This is a genomic window from Rubrobacter marinus, assembly GCF_011492965.1.
In the GTDB taxonomy this organism is placed as follows: Bacteria; Actinomycetota; Rubrobacteria; order Rubrobacterales; family Rubrobacteraceae; genus Rubrobacter_F; species Rubrobacter_F marinus.
The window spans coordinates 774,483-793,159 of the sequence record NZ_CP045121.1 but is presented as its reverse complement, the minus strand read 5'-3'; the positions used below and the strand labels follow the sequence as shown (position 1 = coordinate 793,159).

The 18,677-nt window shown below is 70.6% G+C and carries 15 protein-coding genes and 2 pseudogenes; 7 read left to right on the top strand and 10 right to left on the bottom strand.

The features are described from left to right. Positions 1-61: 61 nt before the first annotated feature. Both GBA65_RS03990 and GBA65_RS26065 read left to right on the top strand, forming a co-directional pair. The gene (locus GBA65_RS03990; protein ID WP_166395480.1) at positions 62-442 is read left to right on the top strand and encodes an ArsR/SmtB family transcription factor; all 381 of its coding nucleotides are present in this window, start codon (positions 62-64) and stop codon (positions 440-442) included. Between the two features lie 478 nt (positions 443-920). Continuing rightward, the gene (locus tag GBA65_RS26065) at positions 921-1,463 is read left to right on the top strand and encodes a glutathione S-transferase family protein (protein ID WP_166395479.1); all 543 of its coding nucleotides are present in this window, start codon (positions 921-923) and stop codon (positions 1,461-1,463) included. 89 nt (positions 1,464-1,552) lie between these two features. Here the strand turns inward: GBA65_RS26065 and GBA65_RS03980 are convergent, their stop codons facing one another. From GBA65_RS03980 to GBA65_RS03970, 3 genes are all read right to left on the bottom strand, one after another. Further along, positions 1,553-1,804 (bottom strand): PRC-barrel domain-containing protein, encoded by a 252-nt coding sequence (locus tag GBA65_RS03980; RefSeq protein ID WP_166395478.1) that lies wholly within the window; start codon positions 1,802-1,804, stop codon positions 1,553-1,555. Positions 1,805-1,820: 16 nt separating this feature from the next. Then, on the bottom strand, positions 1,821-2,270 hold the full coding sequence (locus GBA65_RS03975; protein ID WP_166395477.1) for a hypothetical protein: 450 nt from the start codon (positions 2,268-2,270) through the stop codon (positions 1,821-1,823). Positions 2,271-2,376: 106 nt separating this feature from the next. Beyond that, a complete protein-coding gene (locus GBA65_RS03970; RefSeq protein ID WP_166395476.1) occupies positions 2,377-2,676 on the bottom strand; it encodes a hypothetical protein in 300 nt (99 codons plus the stop codon). Positions 2,677-3,207: 531 nt separating this feature from the next. Here GBA65_RS03970 and GBA65_RS03965 point away from each other — a divergent pair. Beyond that, positions 3,208-6,168, top strand: a complete 2,961-nt coding sequence (locus GBA65_RS03965) for a PAS domain S-box protein (RefSeq protein ID WP_166395475.1) — start codon at positions 3,208-3,210, stop codon at positions 6,166-6,168. A gap of 212 nt (positions 6,169-6,380) precedes the next feature. On the opposite strand, the gene GBA65_RS03960 is transcribed toward GBA65_RS03965, so the two are convergent. Then, positions 6,381-9,788, bottom strand: a complete 3,408-nt coding sequence (locus GBA65_RS03960) for a pyruvate carboxylase (protein ID WP_166395474.1) — start codon at positions 9,786-9,788, stop codon at positions 6,381-6,383. 120 nt (positions 9,789-9,908) lie between these two features. Then, a complete protein-coding gene (locus GBA65_RS03955; protein WP_166398323.1) occupies positions 9,909-10,601 on the bottom strand; it encodes an MBL fold metallo-hydrolase in 693 nt (230 codons plus the stop codon). A 126-nt stretch (positions 10,602-10,727) separates the two neighbouring features. Between GBA65_RS03955 and GBA65_RS03950 the strand changes: the two genes are divergently transcribed. The 3 genes and pseudogenes from GBA65_RS03950 to GBA65_RS03945 all read left to right on the top strand — a co-directional run bounded on the left by GBA65_RS03950 (position 10,728) and on the right by GBA65_RS03945 (position 12,514). Next, positions 10,728-11,537, top strand: coding sequence for an enoyl-CoA hydratase/isomerase family protein (locus GBA65_RS03950; protein WP_166395473.1), 810 nt, complete (start codon positions 10,728-10,730; stop codon positions 11,535-11,537). 505 nt (positions 11,538-12,042) lie between these two features. Beyond that, positions 12,043-12,147, top strand: a pseudogene (locus tag GBA65_RS26060) (hypothetical protein); the annotation flags it as partial. Positions 12,148-12,271: 124 nt separating this feature from the next. Beyond that, positions 12,272-12,514, top strand: coding sequence for a hypothetical protein (locus GBA65_RS03945; RefSeq protein WP_166395472.1), 243 nt, complete (start codon positions 12,272-12,274; stop codon positions 12,512-12,514). A gap of 3 nt (positions 12,515-12,517) precedes the next feature. On the opposite strand, the gene GBA65_RS03940 is transcribed toward GBA65_RS03945, so the two are convergent. The 5 genes and pseudogenes from GBA65_RS03940 to GBA65_RS03920 all read right to left on the bottom strand — a co-directional run bounded on the left by GBA65_RS03940 (position 12,518) and on the right by GBA65_RS03920 (position 18,028). Then, entirely contained in the window at positions 12,518-13,030 is a 513-nt protein-coding gene (locus tag GBA65_RS03940; protein ID WP_166395471.1) for a SixA phosphatase family protein, read from the bottom strand. Positions 13,031-13,034: 4 nt separating this feature from the next. Continuing rightward, positions 13,035-14,132 carry a CHAD domain-containing protein gene (locus GBA65_RS03935; RefSeq protein ID WP_166395470.1) on the bottom strand — a complete coding sequence of 366 codons (1,098 nt, stop codon included), beginning with the start codon at positions 14,130-14,132 and terminating at the stop codon, positions 13,035-13,037. Continuing rightward, positions 14,060-14,746 (bottom strand): CYTH domain-containing protein, encoded by a 687-nt coding sequence (locus GBA65_RS03930; protein WP_166395469.1) that lies wholly within the window; start codon positions 14,744-14,746, stop codon positions 14,060-14,062. The genes GBA65_RS03935 and GBA65_RS03930 overlap by 73 nt, the downstream gene beginning before the upstream one ends. 272 nt (positions 14,747-15,018) lie before the next feature. Then, positions 15,019-17,107: pseudogene (ppk1, locus tag GBA65_RS03925) on the bottom strand (polyphosphate kinase 1). A 30-nt stretch (positions 17,108-17,137) separates the two neighbouring features. Continuing rightward, positions 17,138-18,028, bottom strand: coding sequence for a Ppx/GppA phosphatase family protein (locus GBA65_RS03920; protein WP_166395468.1), 891 nt, complete (start codon positions 18,026-18,028; stop codon positions 17,138-17,140). Between the two features lie 138 nt (positions 18,029-18,166). Here GBA65_RS03920 and GBA65_RS03915 point away from each other — a divergent pair, with 138 nt between their 5' ends. Continuing rightward, entirely contained in the window at positions 18,167-18,625 is a 459-nt protein-coding gene (locus tag GBA65_RS03915) for a (2Fe-2S) ferredoxin domain-containing protein (RefSeq protein ID WP_166395467.1), read from the top strand. The last annotated feature ends 52 nt before the right edge of the window (positions 18,626-18,677 follow it).

Below are 18,677 nucleotides of genomic sequence, written 5' to 3'. Positions count from 1 at the left end.
TGCATCATATACGGTGGGACACGTCCGGGTTATAGTGTGCGGGACGTGAAAGGAGCTACATATGCAGCAACAGATTGCCGAAAGAGAAGCTCTCCCCGGTATCGAGGTCGGCCGGGAGAGCGAAGAGATGTGCCTCCTGGCACGCTTCTTCAACGGCTTTGCAAACTCGACGCGACTCTCGATCTTGTTGTTACTGGCGAGGCGTGGCGAGACAAAGGTCGGTGACCTGGTACACGAGCTAGGCGCGCCGCAGCCGCGCATCTCCGACCACCTGCGCTGCCTCTCCTGGTGCGGCTACGTGCAGGTCAGGCGCGAGGGCCGCAACGCCTACTACTCCATCGCGGACGACAGGGTGCTCCAGGTCCTGAACCTGGGCGAGGCCCTGCTCCGCGACAACATGGACGAGGTGGAGGCCTGCGACGCCGAAAAGAGGAACTGGTAGCCACCACGACTCGCAGGTAAAGCTCCCCTACCCCGGGGCCGTCCCGGGACGCCCGCTCCCCTGAGCGCCGCCAGGGCCGAGGCCGTTTGCGAACGAACCCGTGCGCGGGGGCGCTCGCGCCCCTCGCCGTCCTTCCCGCGCCCGCATCCGTCTTCCCGAGGAGACGAGCGCCGCGTAAGGTCGGGCACGGCCGGTTGCAAGTCCGACGCCCCCGGGCCGAAGCCCGGTACAGCGGCCATCTGCAACAAGTTCCGGCCTCGATCTCTCGTGGCGGGGTCCTCCCAGGAGGCCGCCGGGCCGTTCCCGATGGTCTCCGGTCCCGCGCTCTGCGGTAGCATATCGGCGAGGGTTGCCCGTGCGCCTGCAGGGACGGCCCGGCCCGTGGCGCGTCGAGGCGCCGGACTTCTGTGGGAGAGGAGAGATCGTGAAGCTCACGCTATACAGCACCAGGGGATGACCCTACGCCCGGCGGACCAGGATGGTCCTGCACGAGAAGGGGACGGATTTCGAGGCGCGCGAGGTGGATCTCCAGAACAAGAGCGAGGAGTTTCTGGAGGCGAGCCCGACCGGTAAGGTCCCCGTGATCCTGGTGGACGGCGACTCGCTCTACGAGTCGAACGTCGTCAACCAGTACCTGGACGAGGTCTTCGAGGAGCCGAGGCTCCTCCCGGAGGACCCCAAGACCAGGGCCTACGCGAGAATCTGGATGGCCCAGGCCGACGACAACTTCTACCCGCAGGTCTTCATCTCGACGATGGGCCGCGAGCGCGGCTTCTCGGAGGAGCGGATCTCGGCGGCCAAGGAGGGGCTGAGGGGTACGCTCTCGCGCCTCGAGGAGAGGCTCGCGGGCCGCGAGTACCTGGCGGACGTCTTCTCCCTGGCGGACATCGCCCACGCCGGGAACTTCGTCCGGCTGCGCGAGCTCGACGAGGCGGGGGACCTCTCCCTCGCCGACTACCCGAACGTCGCCGCGTGGATGGAGAGGGTCGAAGGGCGCCGGAGCTTCAAAGCCGCGGGATAGAGCGCCGCTGCTGCGCCCTTCCACGCGTGGGGCGGGCCGGGACCAATACGGTCCCGGCCCGCCCCTCTCGGTCGCCGTCGGCGTCCTGCTTACTGGAGCGCGAGGGTGCGCTTCTCCCTGTCTATCGCGACCCGGCGGAGCGGGATCAGGACGGACCTCGCCGCGAAGAACCCGCCGATCTTGACCTTCAGGTGCCTGGGCTCGCCGTAGGCGTCGGAGAAGAGCTGCTCTACCTCGCCGATCTTCCGGCCGAGGGGGTCGAGGGCCGCGAACCCCGCGCAGGTGCGCGTCGCTTCGGCGCGCTCCTCGCGCCTACCGCGTTCCGTTGCTAGATGGAACAAGGCCTCTCCTTCCGGGCTATGGGTTCCCGGCGCAGGCGACCCCGCTGGGCGTCCGCTGGCCGAGGGCGGCCCGGCCGTCACCCAGCAGGTAGCCCACGAAGCTCTCCCAGTGCACGAAGCTCTCCGGAACGTACCCGTCGACGAGCTCCTCGTGCGCGGGGTCGATCAGCACGCCGTCGACGCCCGCGTACAGCCCGAGAAGCAGCGAGACCATCTCGCCCGCGTAGCATTCCCTGGCGTACCAGGCCTCGCCCGGGTCTTCGGAAGCGAGGAAGCGCCGCGCCGCCTCCGGGGAGGAGAACAGCGGCAGCACCTCCGCCCCGCTCGGCAGCGCGACGTGCAACAGCTCCAGACCGCGCCTCCCGCTCCGGGCTATCGCGTGGTGTCGAAGCACCGGATGCGGCGCCCCGAACAGCCCGGCACCACCTACGGCGACCTGCGTGCTTGCCTCTACCAACTCTGCCATAGCGTGATCTCCTGATCTCGTCGACGGGGCGCGTGCCGCCCCGCCCGTGTGATCGCGGGCAGGACGGCACCGGTCGGGCCCGTCCTACTCGTTGGGCGCCCGTCGTTCAAACGAACTCGAGCTCTGCGAACCCCGTCTCCCTTATCGCGGCGCCCTCGCAATCTCCGTTGTAACGCCAGGGGTGCAGGAGCTCGTCCTCCCGGCGGCGCGCGTCCAGCTCCTCGAGCAGCGCCCTCGTGTGGTCCGCGCCGCAACCCGCGCAGGTGGTCTCCGACCGGCTCAGCACCGGCCTCTCGCCGCAGTCGCAGTCGACCACGACGCGGTCCGGCACCCACCGGTAGCACCTGCCGAACTCGGTAGCTTGCACATCGTAGCGTCCCCCGGTGTGCTCTATCACGGTCACCATATAGCCTCCCTCTCCCGCAAAAGTCTCGCGGCGGCGCATACCTTGCGAGCCGATCTCCCCCGACGCCTCCGTTCGCCGGCGAGGGCTAGAACCCGGGGTAGGGAGACGCTCCGGCGTCTCCCGCGGGCTCCCTCCCGTACGCACCCCCGGGTTCTCGAAGGGCTCCGTCGCGGACGTCCCGGGGAGGCCCCACCGCCTCCCCACGATCCGCCCGGACGTCCCCGCCCTCGGTTCTATCCCACGCCTCGTACCAAGCATTCAATGCAAGCTTCATGCCAAGTCCTCCTTTCCCTTTCCGGGTACGAATCATTGCGCAGGCAGGCCAGACCGTCATGAACCGATTGGGCCATCTTTGGCTGATGCATATAGATCAAAGACACCTGGCCCGACGGCCGGCCCGTGATATGCTTGTTTTGTGACGATAGGACCTAATAGTGGGTCGATGTTCGTGAAGTCAGGAGAGGTCTCGGTAGGAGCGATTTTCGGTTTGTGCCGGCGTCTCGGTCCGTCTCGGGGCGGGGGGGTCTCCCCTTGGTAGCCGGGAACGGCGGAAATCCCGGGCTCCGGCTGGCGGAGTTGGCGGCCTCGGCGAGCCGGCATGGCATCCTCGTCACGGACCCGAACCTCCCGGACAACCCGATCGTCTACGCGAACCCCGCCTTCGAGAAGGTCACGGGCTACGCGCCCGGGAAAATCCTCGGCAGAAACTGCAGGTTCCTGCAGAACGGCGATACGGACCAGGCGGACCTGGAGGCGGTGCGCGCCGCCGTGAGGGAGGGGCGCGAGTGCCGGGTGGTGCTGCGCAACTACAAGGAGGACGGCACGCCGTTCTGGAACGACCTCTCGATCTCCCCCGTCCACGACGAGGACGGGCGCCTGATCTTCTTTGTCGGGGTGCAGGAAGACGTCACGGAGCGCAAGCAGATGGCGGACGCGCTGCGCGAGGCCGAGGAGAGGTACCACTCCATCTTCGAGAGCTCCGTCGAGGGCATCTTCCAGACGTCGGTGGACGGGCGCATCCTGGCGGCCAACCCGGCCATGGCCCGCATCTTCGGCTACGAGAGCCCGGAAGAGATGATCGAGGCGGTCACGAACGTGGGCGAGCAGCTCTACGAGGACCCCGCCGGGCGCCGGGAGCTTCTCCGCCTCCTCGAGGAGCGGGGCTCCGTCTCCGGTTTCGAGACCCGGGTGCGGCGCAGGGACGGCGGCGCGGTCTGGATCTCCACGAGCGCCCACGCCCTCTACGAGGGCGGGCGCATGGTCGGCATCCAGGGCACGGTCGAGGACATAACCGAGCGCAGGCTCGCCGAGGAGGCCCTGCGCGAGCAGACCGAGACGCTCGAGAAGCTGAACCGCGTCGGCCAGATGCTGTCGTCCGAGCTTGACGGGCAGAAGCTGGCGCAGGTGGTGACGGACGAGGCGACGAGGCTCACCGGCGCCTCCTTCGGCGCGTTCTTGAACGTGGTCGGGGGCGGGGATTCTTACACGCTCCACGCCGTCTCCGGCCTGTCGCGCGAGGCCTTCGCGAAGCTGCACGTGGCGCGCAGCGCCCGGGTCTTCGGACCGGCGCTGAGCAGCGGGGAGGTCGTGCGCTCGGACGACGTACGGGCGGAGGGCGGCTACGGCGACGCCCCGGCGTTCTGGGGCGCGGCCGAGGGCGTCCCCGTGGCGAGCTACCTCGCGGTCCCGGTCGTCTCGCGCTCGGGGGAGGTTTTGGGCGGCCTCTTCTTCGGCCACCCCGAGCCCGGGGTCTTCGGGGAACACGAGGAGGGCATCGCCACGGCGCTCGCCGCGCAGGCGGCGGTGGCGATGGACAACGCCCGCCTCTTCGAGTCCGTCCGGGAGAACGAGGAGCGCTACAGGGTGCTCTACGAGGACAACCCCTCCATGTACCTCACGCTCGACGAGGGTGGCACGGTCCTCTCGGTCAACCGCTTCGGCGCCGAGCAGCTCGGCTACGAGCCCGACGAGCTCGTGGGACGACGGATGCAGGATCTGTTCCACGAGGACGACGAGGAGATCCTGACGCGCAACCTCAGCGCGTGCCTCAAGAACCCGAACTCCCTCTGCGTCTGGGAGGCGCGCAAGATGCGCAAGGACGGGAGCGTACTGTGGGTCGAGGAGCGGGCCAACGCGGTACGGACCGCCGGGGGCGGCCGCATCGTCCTCGTCGTCTGCGAGGACATCACCGAGCGCAAGCGGGCCGAGGAGGCGCTGCGCGAGGTGCGGGAGGCCGAGCGGGCCCGGATCGCCCGCGACATACACGACGAGGCCCTGCAAGACATCGTCCACGCCCTCCAGCAGATCGAGCTGAGAAAGGCCCTCGCCAGGGAAGGGACGAACACCGCCGAGCTCGACGAGGTCTCCGCGGCGCTGAAACGCTCGGTCGAGGGCCTGCGCGGCGCCATCTACGACCTGAGGCTCGAGGGCCACCACGAACAGACCTTCCCCGAGATGCTCTCGTCCCTGGCGAAGATGAACCGCCGCCGAGCGCCGGGGCAGGAGATCGAGGCCTCGGTGGGCGCCGACCTGCCGCTGGACAAGGACGGGCAGGTAGAGCTCCTGCGCATCATCCAGGAGGCCCTGACGAACGCCCGGCGCCACTCGAAGGCCCGGACCGTCTCCGTGACGGTCGAGGCCTCCAACAACACGCTCCGCGCCGAGGTCTCGGACGACGGGGTGGGCTTCCACGCGGAAGAAGCCCTCGGCATGGGCGTCAGGAACATGCGGGAGCGGGCCCGGACGCTCGGGGGGGACCTGGAGGTGGAGAGCCGGCCCGGGGAGGGGACGACGGTGCGCTTCGAGATGCCCCTCGGGGACGACGACGCCGAGGAGAACGTGGCCCGCATCCTGCTCGTCGAGGACCACGCCTCCTTCCGCCAGGCCATCGCTTCGGTCCTGGACCGGGCGCCGGAGTTCGAGGTGGTGGGGCAGGCGGGCTCGCTTGCGGAGGCCCGCGAGAGGCTCGGGGCGGAGCCTGTCGACGTCGCCCTCGTCGACCTCGGGCTCCCCGACGGTTACGGCGGCGAGCTCATCAAGGAGCTGCGCGACGCCAACCCCGACGCGCAGGCGCTGGTCCTGAGCGCCAGCCTGGACCGGTCCGAGATCGCCCGGGCCGTCGAGTACGGGGCCGCGGGGGTGATGCACAAGACGGTCGGCATGAGCGAGGTCGTCGAAGCCGTCAGACGCCTCAGGGCGGGCGAGACGCTGCTGCCCCTCTCGGAGATCGTGGAGCTCTTGCGCTTCGCCGGCACCCGCAGAAAAGAAGAGCACGAGGCCCGCCACGCCCTCTCGCAGCTCACCCCCCGCGAGCGCGAGGTCTTGCAGGCCCTGGCCGAGGGCCTCGACGGCCGCGAGATCGCCGAGCGGCTGCGCATAAGCGTCACCACCGAGCGCAACCATATGGCCAGGATCCTCGCCAAGCTCGGCGTCCACTCCCGCCTGCAAGCCCTGGTCTTCGCCCTGCGCTACGGCGCCGTCGAAATAGGCTAGACGAGCACGGTCCCCAACACCGCCCGAACGTTCACGTCCCGGCCGAAACGGCCCGCGAAAACCAGTGCTGCACCGCGACCATACCCATCGAGCGCCGTCATGGTCTGCGGGAGGAGGCATGCCCCCGGCACGCACCGCCCGCGCCCGACCGGTCGAGCCCGAGCGGGATCGCCGCGGCTCGTCCGCCCCTCCGCCACACGGGCGCACCCGGTTCAGCCGGTCTTCAGGACGATCAGGAGGTCCCCCGGCTCGACCCTGGTCCCCGACTGGACGGCGAGCTTCTCGACGGTCCCGGCCGAGGGCGACCTGATGGAGGACTCCATCTTCATCGCCTCCATCGTGCCGAGCTGCTTGCCCGCCTCGACGGCCTCGCCCTCCTCGACGGCCATCGTCACCACGCCGCTCATCGGGGCGGCGACGTGGCCGGGGTCGTTCGGATCCGCCTTCTCGCGGACGGGCACCTCGGGCTCCAGTGAGCGGTCCTGGGCGTCGACGGGCCTGGACTGGCCGTTCAGGGAGACCATGAGCGTCCGGATGCCGCGCTCGTCGGCCCCGGTGATGGCCTCCAGCTCCAGGTAGAGCCTGACGCCCGGCTCCAGGTCGATGGCGAGCTCCTCCCCCGTCTCCAGGCCGTAGAGGAAGGCGCGGGTCGGCACGACGGAGACGTCGCCGTAGCTCTCCTCCGCCTTCTCCTTCTCGGCCGTGGGCCCCGGCAGCAGGATCCCGTCGAGCGCCCGGCGCCGCTCGGGCCCCTCGCTCGCGGAGGCCAGCGCCGCCAGCTCCTCCCCCTGGGGGCCTTCGGCGCCGCTCTCGGCCTCCTCGTCGCCGTCGCGCCCCTCGAGCGCCCGGCTCCTGAACGGCTCGGGCCACCCGCCCGGCGGCTCCCCGAGCTCGCCGCGCAGGAAGCCCAAGACGCTGTCGGGGAGGTCGTAGGAGGACGGGTCCTTCTCCAGCTCGTCCGGGTCGACGTCCGAGGAAAGGAGGTAGAGGGCGAGGTCGCCGACCACCTTGCTCGTCGGGGTCACCTTGACGAGGTGGCCGAGCAGATCGTCGCACCGGGCGTAGGCCTTCTCTATCTCCTCGAAGCGCTCGCCGAGGCCCATCGCGAGCGCCTGCTGGCGGAGGTTCGAGAGCTGGCCGCCCGGGATCTCGTGCCGGTAGACCGTCCCCGTCGGCGACCTGAGGCCCGCCTCGAACGGCGCGTAGAGCGTCCTGACCGCCTCCCAGTAGGGCTCGAGGTCCGCCAGAGAATCCAGGGAGAGCCCGGTCTCGCGCTCCGTGCGGTCGGTCGCGGCGACGATGGCCGAGAGCGAGGGCTGGCTCGTCATCCCCGAGAGCGGGGCCGCCGCCCCGTCCACGGCGTCCACCCCCGCCTGGATGGCGGCGAGGTAGGTGGCGAGCTGGCCCCCGGAGGTGTCGTGGGTGTGCAGGTGCACCGGCAGGTCGAACTCGCCCCGCAAGGCCGAGACGAGCCTGCTCGCCGCGGGCGCCCGCAGGAGCCCCGCCATGTCCTTTATGCACAGGACGTGCGAGCCCGCCTCCACCAACTCCTCGGCGAGCCGGAGGTAGTAGTCCAGGGTGTAGAGCTTCTCCCCGGGGTCCGAGAGGTCGCCGGTGTAGGAGATGGCCCCCTCGGCCAGGGCGCCGGTCTCGCGCACGGCCTCTATCGCCGGGCGCATCCGGTCGACGTCGTTGTTGGCGTCGAAGATGCGGAAGATGTCCATCCCGGTCCGGTGCGCCTCAGCCACGAACGCCCGCACGACGCCGGAGGGGTACGTCGTGTAGCCGATGGCGTTCTGGCCCCTGAGGAGCATCTGCAGGCAGACGTTCGGGAGGGCCTCGGAGAGGCGGGCGAGGCGCTCCCACGGGTCCTCGTGCAGGAAGCGCAGCGCCACGTCGAAGGTCGCCCCGCCCCAGGCCTCGGCGGAGAGGAGGCCCGGCAGCCCCCTCCCGACGTGCGGGGCCGCGGCGAGCATGTCGAAGGTCCTCATGCGCGTGGCGAGGAGGGACTGGTGGGCGTCGCGCATCGTCGTGTCGGTGACGAGCAGGGCCTCGGAGTCGCGCATCCACCGCGCGAAGCCCTCCGGGCCGAGCTCCCGCAGGCGCTGCTTCGTCCCGGCCGGGGCCTCGGGTTCCGGGAGCGGAGGAAGCTTCGTCCGGGGGTCCGGGGCGGACGGCGGCGGGCCGTGCGGGCGGTTCACCGTGACGTCGGCGAGCAGGCTGAGGAGGCGGCTCGCCCGGTCTTTTCCGGTCGAGACCGAGGTGAGGTGCGGGCGCTCGTCCACGAAGGAGGTGCTCACCCGGCCGGCCAGGAAGTCCTCGTCGGCGAGGACGGCGCGCAAGAACGCCACGTTCGTCGCCACGCCGCGCACCCGGATCTCCGCCAGCGCCCTCGTCGCCCGGCGGGCCGCGGCGGGCAGGTCCGGACCGCGCGCCGTGAGCTTCACCAGGAGCGAGTCGAAGTACGGGCTGACCTCGGCGCCCGAGTAGGTGGTGCCGCCGTCGAGACGGATGCCGGCGCCGCCCGGCGAGCGGTAGGCGGAGATGCGCCCGGTGTCCGGCCGGAACCCGTCGGCCGGGTCCTCCGTCGTGACCCGGCACTGGAGCGCCACCCCGCGCTGGCGGACGTCCTCCTGGGAGAGGCCGAGGTCGGCGAGCGTCTCGCCGCCGGCGATGCGCAGCTGCGCGTGGACGAGGTCCACGTCCGTCGTCTCCTCGGTGACCGTGTGCTCGACCTGGATGCGGGGGTTCATCTCGATAAACGCGTACTCCTCGCCGTCCTCCCCGACGAGAAACTCGACCGTGCCGGCGTTGCGGTAGCCGACCTCCTTGGCGAACCGGACCGCGTCCGAGCAGAGGCGGGCGCGCAGCTCGGGGTCGAGGTTCGGGGCGGGGGCCATCTCGAGGACCTTCTGGTGGCGGCGCTGCACGGAGCAGTCGCGCTCGTACAGGTGGATCACCTCGCCCCCGGCGTCCGCGAGCACCTGGACCTCGATGTGCCTCGGCCTCTCGATGGCCTGCTCCAGAAAGACCGTGGCGTCCCCGAAGGCGGCCTCGGCCTCGCGCATCGCCGTCTCGACCGCGCCCGGGAGGTTCTCGGGCTCCTTCACGAGGCGCATCCCCCTGCCCCCGCCGCCGCTCGCCGCCTTCACGAAGACGGGGAACCCGATCTCCCCCGCCCTCTCGCGGGCCTCTTCGGGGTCGGAGACGGTCTCGGAGGCGCTGAGCACGGGGACGCCCGCGGCCCCGGCCGCCTTGCGCGCCTCCAGCTTGTTGCCGGTCAGGGCGAGGACGTCGGGCGGCGGCCCCACGAAGACGATGCCGGCCTCCTCGCACGCCCGCGCGAAAGCCGGGCTCTCGGAGAGGAAGCCGTAGCCCGGGTAGATCGCGTCCGCCCCGACGCGCCTCGCGGTCTCCACGAGGGTGGCGGCGTCGAGGTAGGCCCTCAAGGGATGGCCGACCTCCCCGATCTCGTACGCCTCGTCGGCCTTCTGGCGGTGCAGGGAGTCCCGGTCGTCCGGCGTGTAGACGGCGACGGTGCGGATGCCGAGCTCGTACGCGGCCCGGAACGCGCGGATCGCGATCTCGCCCCGGTTGGCAACCAGCACCTTCTTTAACATCGACGTTCCCTTCGGTCTCTGGCCCACGGGGGCGGAACGAGCTCTACGCCCGCCGCTAGGGTCGCACACTCCCGTGTTTTGGGTCAATGCGTCTACCGCGCAAGCTCGCGCCCCGACGCCTTACCCCGGCAGGTCCCGCCCGAGCTTGGCGAGGTGCGCCCGGGCCGCGAGCGCGGCGTAGGGGTGCATCTCGCGGGGCGTATCCCGGTAGGCCAGCTCCACCACCTCCCCCACCGTCGAGGCCCCCTCCCTCAGCGCCGCGACGACGAGCCCTTCGCGCTCCCGCCGGTGCGCCAGGTACTCGTCTATCTTCGCGACGGCCTCCGCGACCTCCGGGCCGTGACCCGGCAGGATGCGCTTCGGGGACAGGGCCCTGACCTTCTCCAAAGAATCCATGTAAGCCGCGAGGTCCCCCTCCGGCGGGGAGATCATGATGCTGCCGCGCCCGGCGATGAGGTCGCCGGAGAGGAGGGTGCCGCTCTCGGGCCGCCAGAAGCACAGGTGGTCCGGGGCGTGCCCGGGCGTGTGGACGCAGACCAGCCCCGGCGCCACCTCGTCCCCGTCCCCGAGGCCGTCGCCGTGGGAGAGCACGGGGGCCCCGGAGAGGTCCGAGAGCCGCGCGGCCCCCGAGGCGTGATCCGGATGGCGGTGGGTGAGGACTATGCGCTCCACCGGTCCCGCGGCCAGGATGGCTCGGAGGTGCCCCTCGTCGTCCGGGCCGGGGTCCACGACCGTGCCGCCGACGGCGTAGGTGTTCGTGCCTTCGAGCGTGAGCGGGCCGGGGTTCTCCGCCCTGATGGTCAGGAAGTCCATCGGAGGATTGTACCCGCGCGGGGCCGCCGCGCGCGATTTACGCCCCCGCCGCGCGTCGATTGTGCGGGCGTCCCGACTCGGGGAGAATGGCCGTCTCGATGTATGCGGAACCGGGAAGGGGACGGGATGAAGGCCAGGGACTGGGAGCAGATCGGGGTCTCCTCGGAGGGGGGCGTGGCGACGGTGACGCTGAACCGTCCCGAGCGCTACAACGCCCTCGGCGTGCGCATCGTCGGAGAGGTTCGGGAGGCGCTGGAGGAGATCGAGGGCTCCGGCGAGGTGCGGGCGATGATCCTGACCGGCGCGGGCGACAAAGCCTTCTGCTCGGGCGCGGACCTCAAGGAGCGCGCCGGGATGGACGACGACGAGCGGTGGGCCCACAACCGCTCGATGGTCGCCCTCGCGGAGGGGCTGGCCCGCCTTCAAGCCCCCACGATAGCCGCCCTCAACGGCCTCGCCTTCGGCGGCGGCCTAGAGATCGCCCTGGCCTGCGACTTCCGCATCGCCGCCCGTGGCGCCCGATTCGCGCTCCCCGAGGTGGGCCTCGGCATCGTCCCGGGCGCGGGCGGCACGCAACGCCTCCCCCGCCTCGTCGGGCCCACCCACGCCAAGGAGCTGATCCTGACCGGCAGGAGGATAGACGCCGAGCGCGCCCTCGAGATGGGCCTCGTGGGCGAGGTCGTCCCCGCGGAGGGGCTCATGGAGGCGGCGCGGTCTCTAGCCGGCGAGATCGCCGCGAACAGCCCCCTCGCCCTCGCCTACGCCAAGGCCGCCGTGGACCTGGCCTCCGAGACCGCCATCGAGCAGGGCCTGCGCTACGAGACCGCCGCCATCCGCGCGACCCTCGCCTCCGAGGACTACCGGATCGGCCTCGCGGCCTTTGCGGAGAAAAAGCAACCCGAGTTCCCCCCGCTCTCCGCCCGCCGCGTCACCTGACGCCGCTCCCCGCGAGCCGCCGTCGCCGGTTCGACACCGCATGTGAAGGGTAGACTCCGTCGGAGACCGAGGCGCGGAAGGAGCGGCACCATGCGCATCAAGACTTCTTTTACGACGAGCCTGACAAAGGCCGGAGCCCTGAAGGTGAACACCAGGACCAAGGTACCGATGCTTCCGGCGTTGCGTACCTCGACGACCCTGCCGATCTCGCCCCCCAAGAGGAAGCGCAGAAAGAAGAGTTAGGGAACTAGCGCCCCGGGCGGGGCTCGATGCTCTTTCTGTTACAGTTCGGGCGGTGCAGGGGTACGAGGAGCTGTGGCAGAGGTTCAGGGACGAGCGCCGTCTGGAGTTCGGGGGGCACACGGACCCCGAGTGGCAGAACGGCCACGATCTCTCCGCCTCCTTCCTGGTCCCCGCGGAGGCGGGGGGCCTCCGCGAAGGTCTGGAGCCCCTGCGGGAAGCGCTCCGGCCCTTCCCGTTCATCTCGCTGCACCCCGACCACTTCATGCACGTAACGCTCCTGCTCCCCGGCTTCGTGGTCCCCGAGCCGGAGGCAGAGGACGAGGTGTCCCGGGGACGTTTAAAGGAGTTGGCGTCCGAGGCGCGGGAGGTACTCGCCGACTTTTCGCCCTTCACGGCGGAGCTCCGAAACCTGAACGCGTTCCCCGGGCCGTCTTCGTCGAGATCCACGACGGAGGGAAGCTGGGGGAGCTGCGGGAGGCCATTCGGAAGCGGTGCGGGCTCTCGGAGCCCCTGGGCCGCCCCACCTGACCGTAGCCTACATACAAGCCCCCGACGGTACTCCCGCCCCGGAGGCGTTCGTCCGGGAGATCGAGCGCTTCCGCGACGCGCCGGTCGGCGAGCTCCGGGTGGACCGCGTCGAGCTCACCCTGCTCGGCCTCGACGAGGAGTACCCCGAGCCCGAGACGTTCGCCGCGCTCCCTCTGGGCGGACGGCCCGCGAGCCGTCCGTTGTAAGACTCAGGAGTAGTCAGGGGGCGCGCAGGAGCCGAGCAGGGCGGGCGTGAGGAGCCAGCGAAGCGCGGCCGTCTCGGAGCCCGTGGGGCCGTCGAAGCTCAGGCGCAGGGCGCCGCCTTTCTTGATCCTCACGTCGGCCTCCGCGTCGCCGGTCAGAAGGTACGACGTCAGCTCGTGCAGGCCGGGCCGGTGCCCGACGATGACCACGGAGCCCGCGCCGGCGTAGTCCTCGAGCGCGAGCGCCGCGTCCTCCGGAGGCACCTCCGGTTCGAGGGCTGGAAAGGCCTTGGGCTCGGGCCAGCCCTCCAGGCCGGCGAGAATCTCCGCCGTCTGCCACGCCCGCGCGAGCGGGCTGCTGAGCAGCGCGTCCACGGACGGCGCGAGGTGTCCGAGGCCGCGGGCGGCCCTCCGAAACTCGGCCTTCCCCTCGGGCGTGAGCGGCCTCTCGCCGTCGTCCGGCCACCTCTGCGCGTCCCGCTTGAAGGCGACGGCGTGCCGCACCACGTAGAGCTCCAAGCCGCTACCTGCCCTTCTTCTTGCCGGACCCCTTGCGGGCCTTCCCGGCCGCCCGGCGCTCCCCCGCCATCGCCTTCTCGAAGCCCCTCCAGGCCTTGCCCCCGCTCAACGAGCGGTACTCCTTGGCGGAGATCGAGGAGGCCCTGAGCTCTGCGGCCTCGGTGAGGTAGCGCTGGGCGAGGAGGCCGAGCGAGAAGACCGTCCGCTTGGGCATGCGCGGGGTTCCGACGGCGATCTCGCGCAGCAGATCGGCCGCGACGATCACGTCCTGGTGCCGTCCCAGGGAGTCCTGCACGGACTTCAGCGGCCCGACGAGCGAGCCGGTGGCCTCCTCACCGTAGACCCCGGAGAAGAACTCGAGGGCGTAGCGCAGGCGCTTGCCCTTCTTCCGCAGGTCGTGGAACTCCTCGGGGGGCGAGCCCTCGTCCAGCCCGGCCGCGGCCTTGCGCCACCTGCGGTAGCGCCGGCCGAGGATCTCCGGGGCCGCCTCCAGCACGGGGACGTCCGCGCCGGAGGAGCCGTTCCTGGTTGCCTCCGGGCTCCCGGCGCCGTGGGGGCCGCGACGGAGCATCTCGGCGAAAGAAGCCTCGAAACGCTCGAAGCGCTCGGAGTCCAGGGCCTCGAGCATGCGCCCGCGCGCCTCGACGCGCCTCTCCCCGAGGGCGGAGACGATCGCGGCGAGGGCCTCGTCCTCCTCGAGATCCCCGTTGCCGGTCAGCCCCTGCACCTCCTCGATCTGGACGTCGAGGTCGCGGACGTCGCCCAGCACGCCCGCGAAGAAGCGCAGCTCCTCGCGCAGCCAACGAGATCGCTCCGGCAGCGCGTCCTGGAAGAGCTTCATGGCGGCCCTCAGCCTGCGCGTCGCCACGCGCATGTCGTGCAACTCCTCCGGGTCCTCGCCGAGCCGGGTGCCCGGCTCGTGCGCCCTCATCACGCCGAACTGGCGGCGCAGCACCGCGAACGCCATCTCCCCGAGCGAGAGAGAGGCGTCCACCCTCGTGGGCCCGAAGTCTTCCGGCCCCTCCGGGCTCAACCCCGTAGCGAAGATCCCGGCCTCGTACTTGGAGATCCTGGCCCGGCGCAGCCCCAGGGCGCCCTCCATCTCCCGGACGAACCCCCGACCCGCGGATCGGACGCGGCCCCGGCCTCCACCTCCACCTCGACGCGCGTGAGCCCCGCCGACTCGTCGCCCTCGCCGAGGGGTATCCGCGTGGAGTCGAGGACGACCTCGCCCACCCGGTTCTCCTCCCCCCCGGACGCCTGGCGCACCTCTCCCGCCGCGTCCTCGACGACCTCGCCGTCCGCCACGCCGTCGGGCGTGGCACCGTCGGGCGTAGCGCCGTCGCTCTGGGCAAGGTTCAGGGCGAAGGTCTTCCTGCTGGTGCGGACCTCGAAGATCCGCCCGACCTCGCGCCCGCCGACGAGCAGGCGCAGGCGCTCCCCGACGGGGCCCTTGGCCGCGCGCAGCGTGGCGACCTTCGCGTCCTTCAGGGGCTCGGAGATCTCGCGCCGCCGCCGGGGCCCGCCGTCGGAGGTGGCGAGGGACTTCATGGTCGCCTCGGCCCCGCCCTCCGCCTCGCGGATGCGCAGGGCGTAGCCGGCCCGGTAGAGGCGCCAGTCCCCGGTGTCGTAGTAGCCGTCCACGAGGTCGTCCGTGGAGCCGGGGCCCAGGGCCAACCCGGAGCCGGGAGCCCTCTCCCCGAGCCAGCCCTCCACACGCCCGAGGTCGTCGGCGTCGAACTGCCACTCGACCTCCTGATGGTCCTTGCCCCGGTCCTCAGACCGCCGCCGCGAGCTCGAGGCTCCCTTGCCCGAGGCCCCCTTCTCCGCGGGGCGCGGCGCGCTCCCTTGCCCTCGTCCGCCCCGCGGTCCCGTTCGGAGGTCCGTTCTGCCACGCCTGCTCCCCTCTGCTTCGGCCGGTCTCTCAACTGTGCGGACTGTAGCACTCTCCGGTCTCTTCGGAGGGCCGCACCGCCCCCCGGGGCGCCCTAGAGCGGCTCTTCGAGGAGGAGTGCCTGGCTGTCCAGGGGCTCCTCCCCCTCGCTCGGGCAGAGGCGCTCGTAGGAGCCCTCCGGCTTGAGCTCCCAGGAGTTCGCGGTGTCGGCGAGCTGGAGGTCGAAGAGGCGCCGTATCTTCTCGCGGTGGCGCGCCTCGCGCAGGGGGAACATCGTCTCAATCCTGCGGTCGAGGTTGCGCTGCATCAGGTCGGCCGAGCCGAGGTAGATCCGCTCGTCCCGGCCCGAAGGCGAACGCCCTCGCGTGCTCGAGGAAGCGCCCGACGAGCGAGACCACGCGGATGTTCTCGCTTATCCCGGGAGCCCCGGCCTCAGGCAGCAGATGCCGCGGATGATCATCTCTATCTTCACCCCGCCTGCGAGGCGAGGTAGAGCTCCTCGATGATGCGGGGTCCGTGAGGTTGTTCATCTTGAAGGAGATCCGGGCGGGCTCGCCCCCCTTCGCCTTCTCCGCCTCCTCCCGGATAAGCTCCACGAACCTGCGGCGCATCGTCAGCGGGGCGACGAGCAGCTCGTGGAAATCCTCCTGCTCCGAGTAGCCGGTGAGGTAGTTGAAGAGGTCCGTCCCGTCCTCGGCCATGCCGGGATCGTCGGTGAAGTACGAGAAGTCCGTGTAGACGCGGGCGGTCCCGGGGTTGTAGTTGCCCGTCCCCATGTGGACGTAGCGCCTCAGCCCCGGCTTCTCGCCGCCCTCCCGGCGCACCACGAGGCACATCTTCGCGTGCGTCTTGAAGCCCACGATCCCGTAGGCCACGTGCACGCCCCTGGCCTCGAGCTGCCTCGCCCAGACGATGTTCGGCTCCTCGTCGAAGCGCGCCTTCAGCTCCACGAGGACGGCGACCTGCGTCTGCTCGTCGCGCGCCCCCTTCAGGGCCTCGATGATCGGCGAGTTGGATCCCACCCGGTAGAGGGTCTGCTTCACGGCGAGGACGTCGGGGTCGGCCGCCGCCGCCCGCACGAACTCCACCACCGGGGCGAACGAGTCGTAGGGGTGGTAGAGGAGGACGTCCCCTCCCGGATCGCCGAGGTGATGGAGCGGGCCGCCCGGATCTCCGGCGGCACCCTCGGCGTGGGCGGCGGGTAGAGCAGGTCCCGCGGTCGAGGTGCGTGAGCTCGTCGAGGTCCCGAGGCCAAGGGGTTCCGGCACCGCGAAGACGGAGCCCGCGTCCACCTCCAGGTTCTCCGTCAGCCACTCCCGAAGCTCCCTGGGCATCGAGTCGGCGACCATCAGCCTGACGCTCTGGCCGAACCAGCGGCCCTCCAGTTCGTCCTCTATCGCCTGCAGGAGGTCGCTCGCCTCGTCCTCCTCTATCACGAGGTCGGCGTTGCGCGTCACCTGGAAGACGTGGCTGGAGAGGATCTCCTTCCCCGGGAAGAGCTCGTCGAGGTTGGCCGCGATAACCTCCTCGACGCGCACGAGCTTTATCTCCTCGTGCGTCCCGGGCGCCGGTGCGGCCTCCGGCTCCTCCGTCGGCGGGACCTTCAAGAAGCGGCGGATCGTGGTCGGCACCTTTATCCGCGCCATAAGCTCCCTCCCCCCGTCGCCTATGACGACGAGCAGGTTCAGGGAGAGGTTGGAGATGTGGGGGAAGGGGTGCGCCGGGTCTATGGCGAGGGGCGTCAGGATCGGCAGGATGTCCCGGGCGAACATCGCCCGAAGCTCCCGCTTCTCCTTCTTGCCGATCTTGCCGTAGGGGACGAGCCTTATCCCCTGCTCGTCGAGCGCCGGCAGGAGCTCGTCCCTCAGGATCTCGCGCTGCTCGGCGAGGAAGCGCTCGGTGTGCTCGTAGACGCGGCCGAGCTGCTCCTCCGGGGTCATCCCGTCCGGGACCGGGTTCGGCAGCTCGTTGAGGACCTGCTGCTGGAGGCCCGAGACCCGGATCATAAAGAACTCGTCGAGGTTGGTCTCTGAGATCGAGACGAACCTCGCCCTCTCGAGGAGCGGGTGCCGCTCGTCCCTGGCCTGGGCCAGAACCCGCTCGTTGAAGCCGAGCCACGAGAGCTCCCGGTTGATGTACAGCGACGGATCGGAAAGGCTCGTGGTCTTCTCGGCGATGCTCAATCTACTTCCCCCCGTTCGGGTCTCCTATCTTTATCCGCCCGCTTCTTCGGCGAGCGCGAGGATCGCGCCCTCCCTGATACCGCCGCGCGCGACGGTCAGGGACGGCTTCTCGTAGCGCTGCAGGATCGCGGCCAGCGTCGCCGCCGCCGCGGGGAGCACCCGCGCCCGCTCGGGCGTGAGCCCCTCCTCCCGCGCCAGCACCGCCGCGGGCCTGCCGGAGAGCTCCTCCGCGAGCTTCTTCAGCTTCTCGGCCGTCAACTCGTCCCGCGTCACCTTGAGTACCGCCCGCGCAGAGCCCCCGATAGCAACGACCGCCGTCCGCTTGGACAGCTTCCAGTCGGGCAGCATCTCGCGCGCGGCCTTCCTCAGGGCCTTGAGCTCCTTGGGGTTGGGCCGGTCGCCGGCGGAGAAGCGCTCGGTGGTGCGGTTGGACCCCAGGGGCAGCGAGACCTGCTTCTGGGCCCCCTCCGTCGCGTCTCCGAGGATAAGCTGCGCGGACCCGCCGCCGAGGTCCACGACGAGCGCGGGCGCCTCCCAGACGTAGCCCTCCCCGAGCGCCGAGACGGCCCCGCGGAACCCGAGATCCGCCTCCTCCTCGCCCGAGATGAGCCGCATCTCGAGCCCCGACGTCCTGCGCACCTCCTCCACGAGCTCCCCGCCGTTCTCGGCATCCCGCACGGCGCTCGTCGCCAACACCGTCGGCTCGGGCGCCCCGTTCATCTTCGCCACCATGCCGAAGAGCTTGATCGCCTCGGCGGCGAGCGGTATGCGCCGCTCCTCGATCCTCCCTGTCTTGTCCACCCCGCCCGAGACGGGCCGAGAACTTCTCCCCGTCACCGGCAGGACCGCCCCGTTCTCCACCTCCCCGACGAGAAGGTGGATCGTGTTGGACCCCACGTCGATAACGGCCTGCGGGCTCAAAACCCGCCCTCCCATGCCACAACCCTGCAGATCAAACGTCCTCCACCCTCCGACCACGCAGCGTGTTCTACCTCACGCCCCATCTTACCGCCCGCGCCCGGATCGTGGTATAAGTCGCCTACTGGGAACGATTCTCAATTGGCGATAGAGGACATCCCCGGCCCGCGCGGGCCGGGGCCGAGTACGGAGGCGACCATCTCCAAGAAGAAGAAGTCCAAGAAGGGTCACGAAGGCGCCGTCGCGGTCGTTGATGCAAGGCCTGCGGCGAAGGTAAGAGATTACGAGTCGCACGTCCTGATCTGCACCGGCGGCGACTGCAAGAAGCGCGGCGCGAAGGACGTGAGAAAGACGCTCAAGGGCGAACTGCGAGCCTCCGGCCTCCTCGGGGAGGTCCGCACCGACGCCGTCGGCTGCCTCGGCCTCTGCAAGCACGGCCCCAACGCCGTCGTCTACGACGGGGCGGAGACCAAGGGCACCTGGTACCTGGGCCTTCGCGAGAAGGACGTCCCGGAGGTCGTCGAGGAGCACCTCGCGAACGGTACCCCGGTCCGGCGCCTCGCCGCCGAACGCCGGCCGCGGAAAGCCGCAAAGAAGTAACCGGGGACGTGGTTCCTCAGCCGGTAATTACCCGAATCGTCGCCACGGAGAG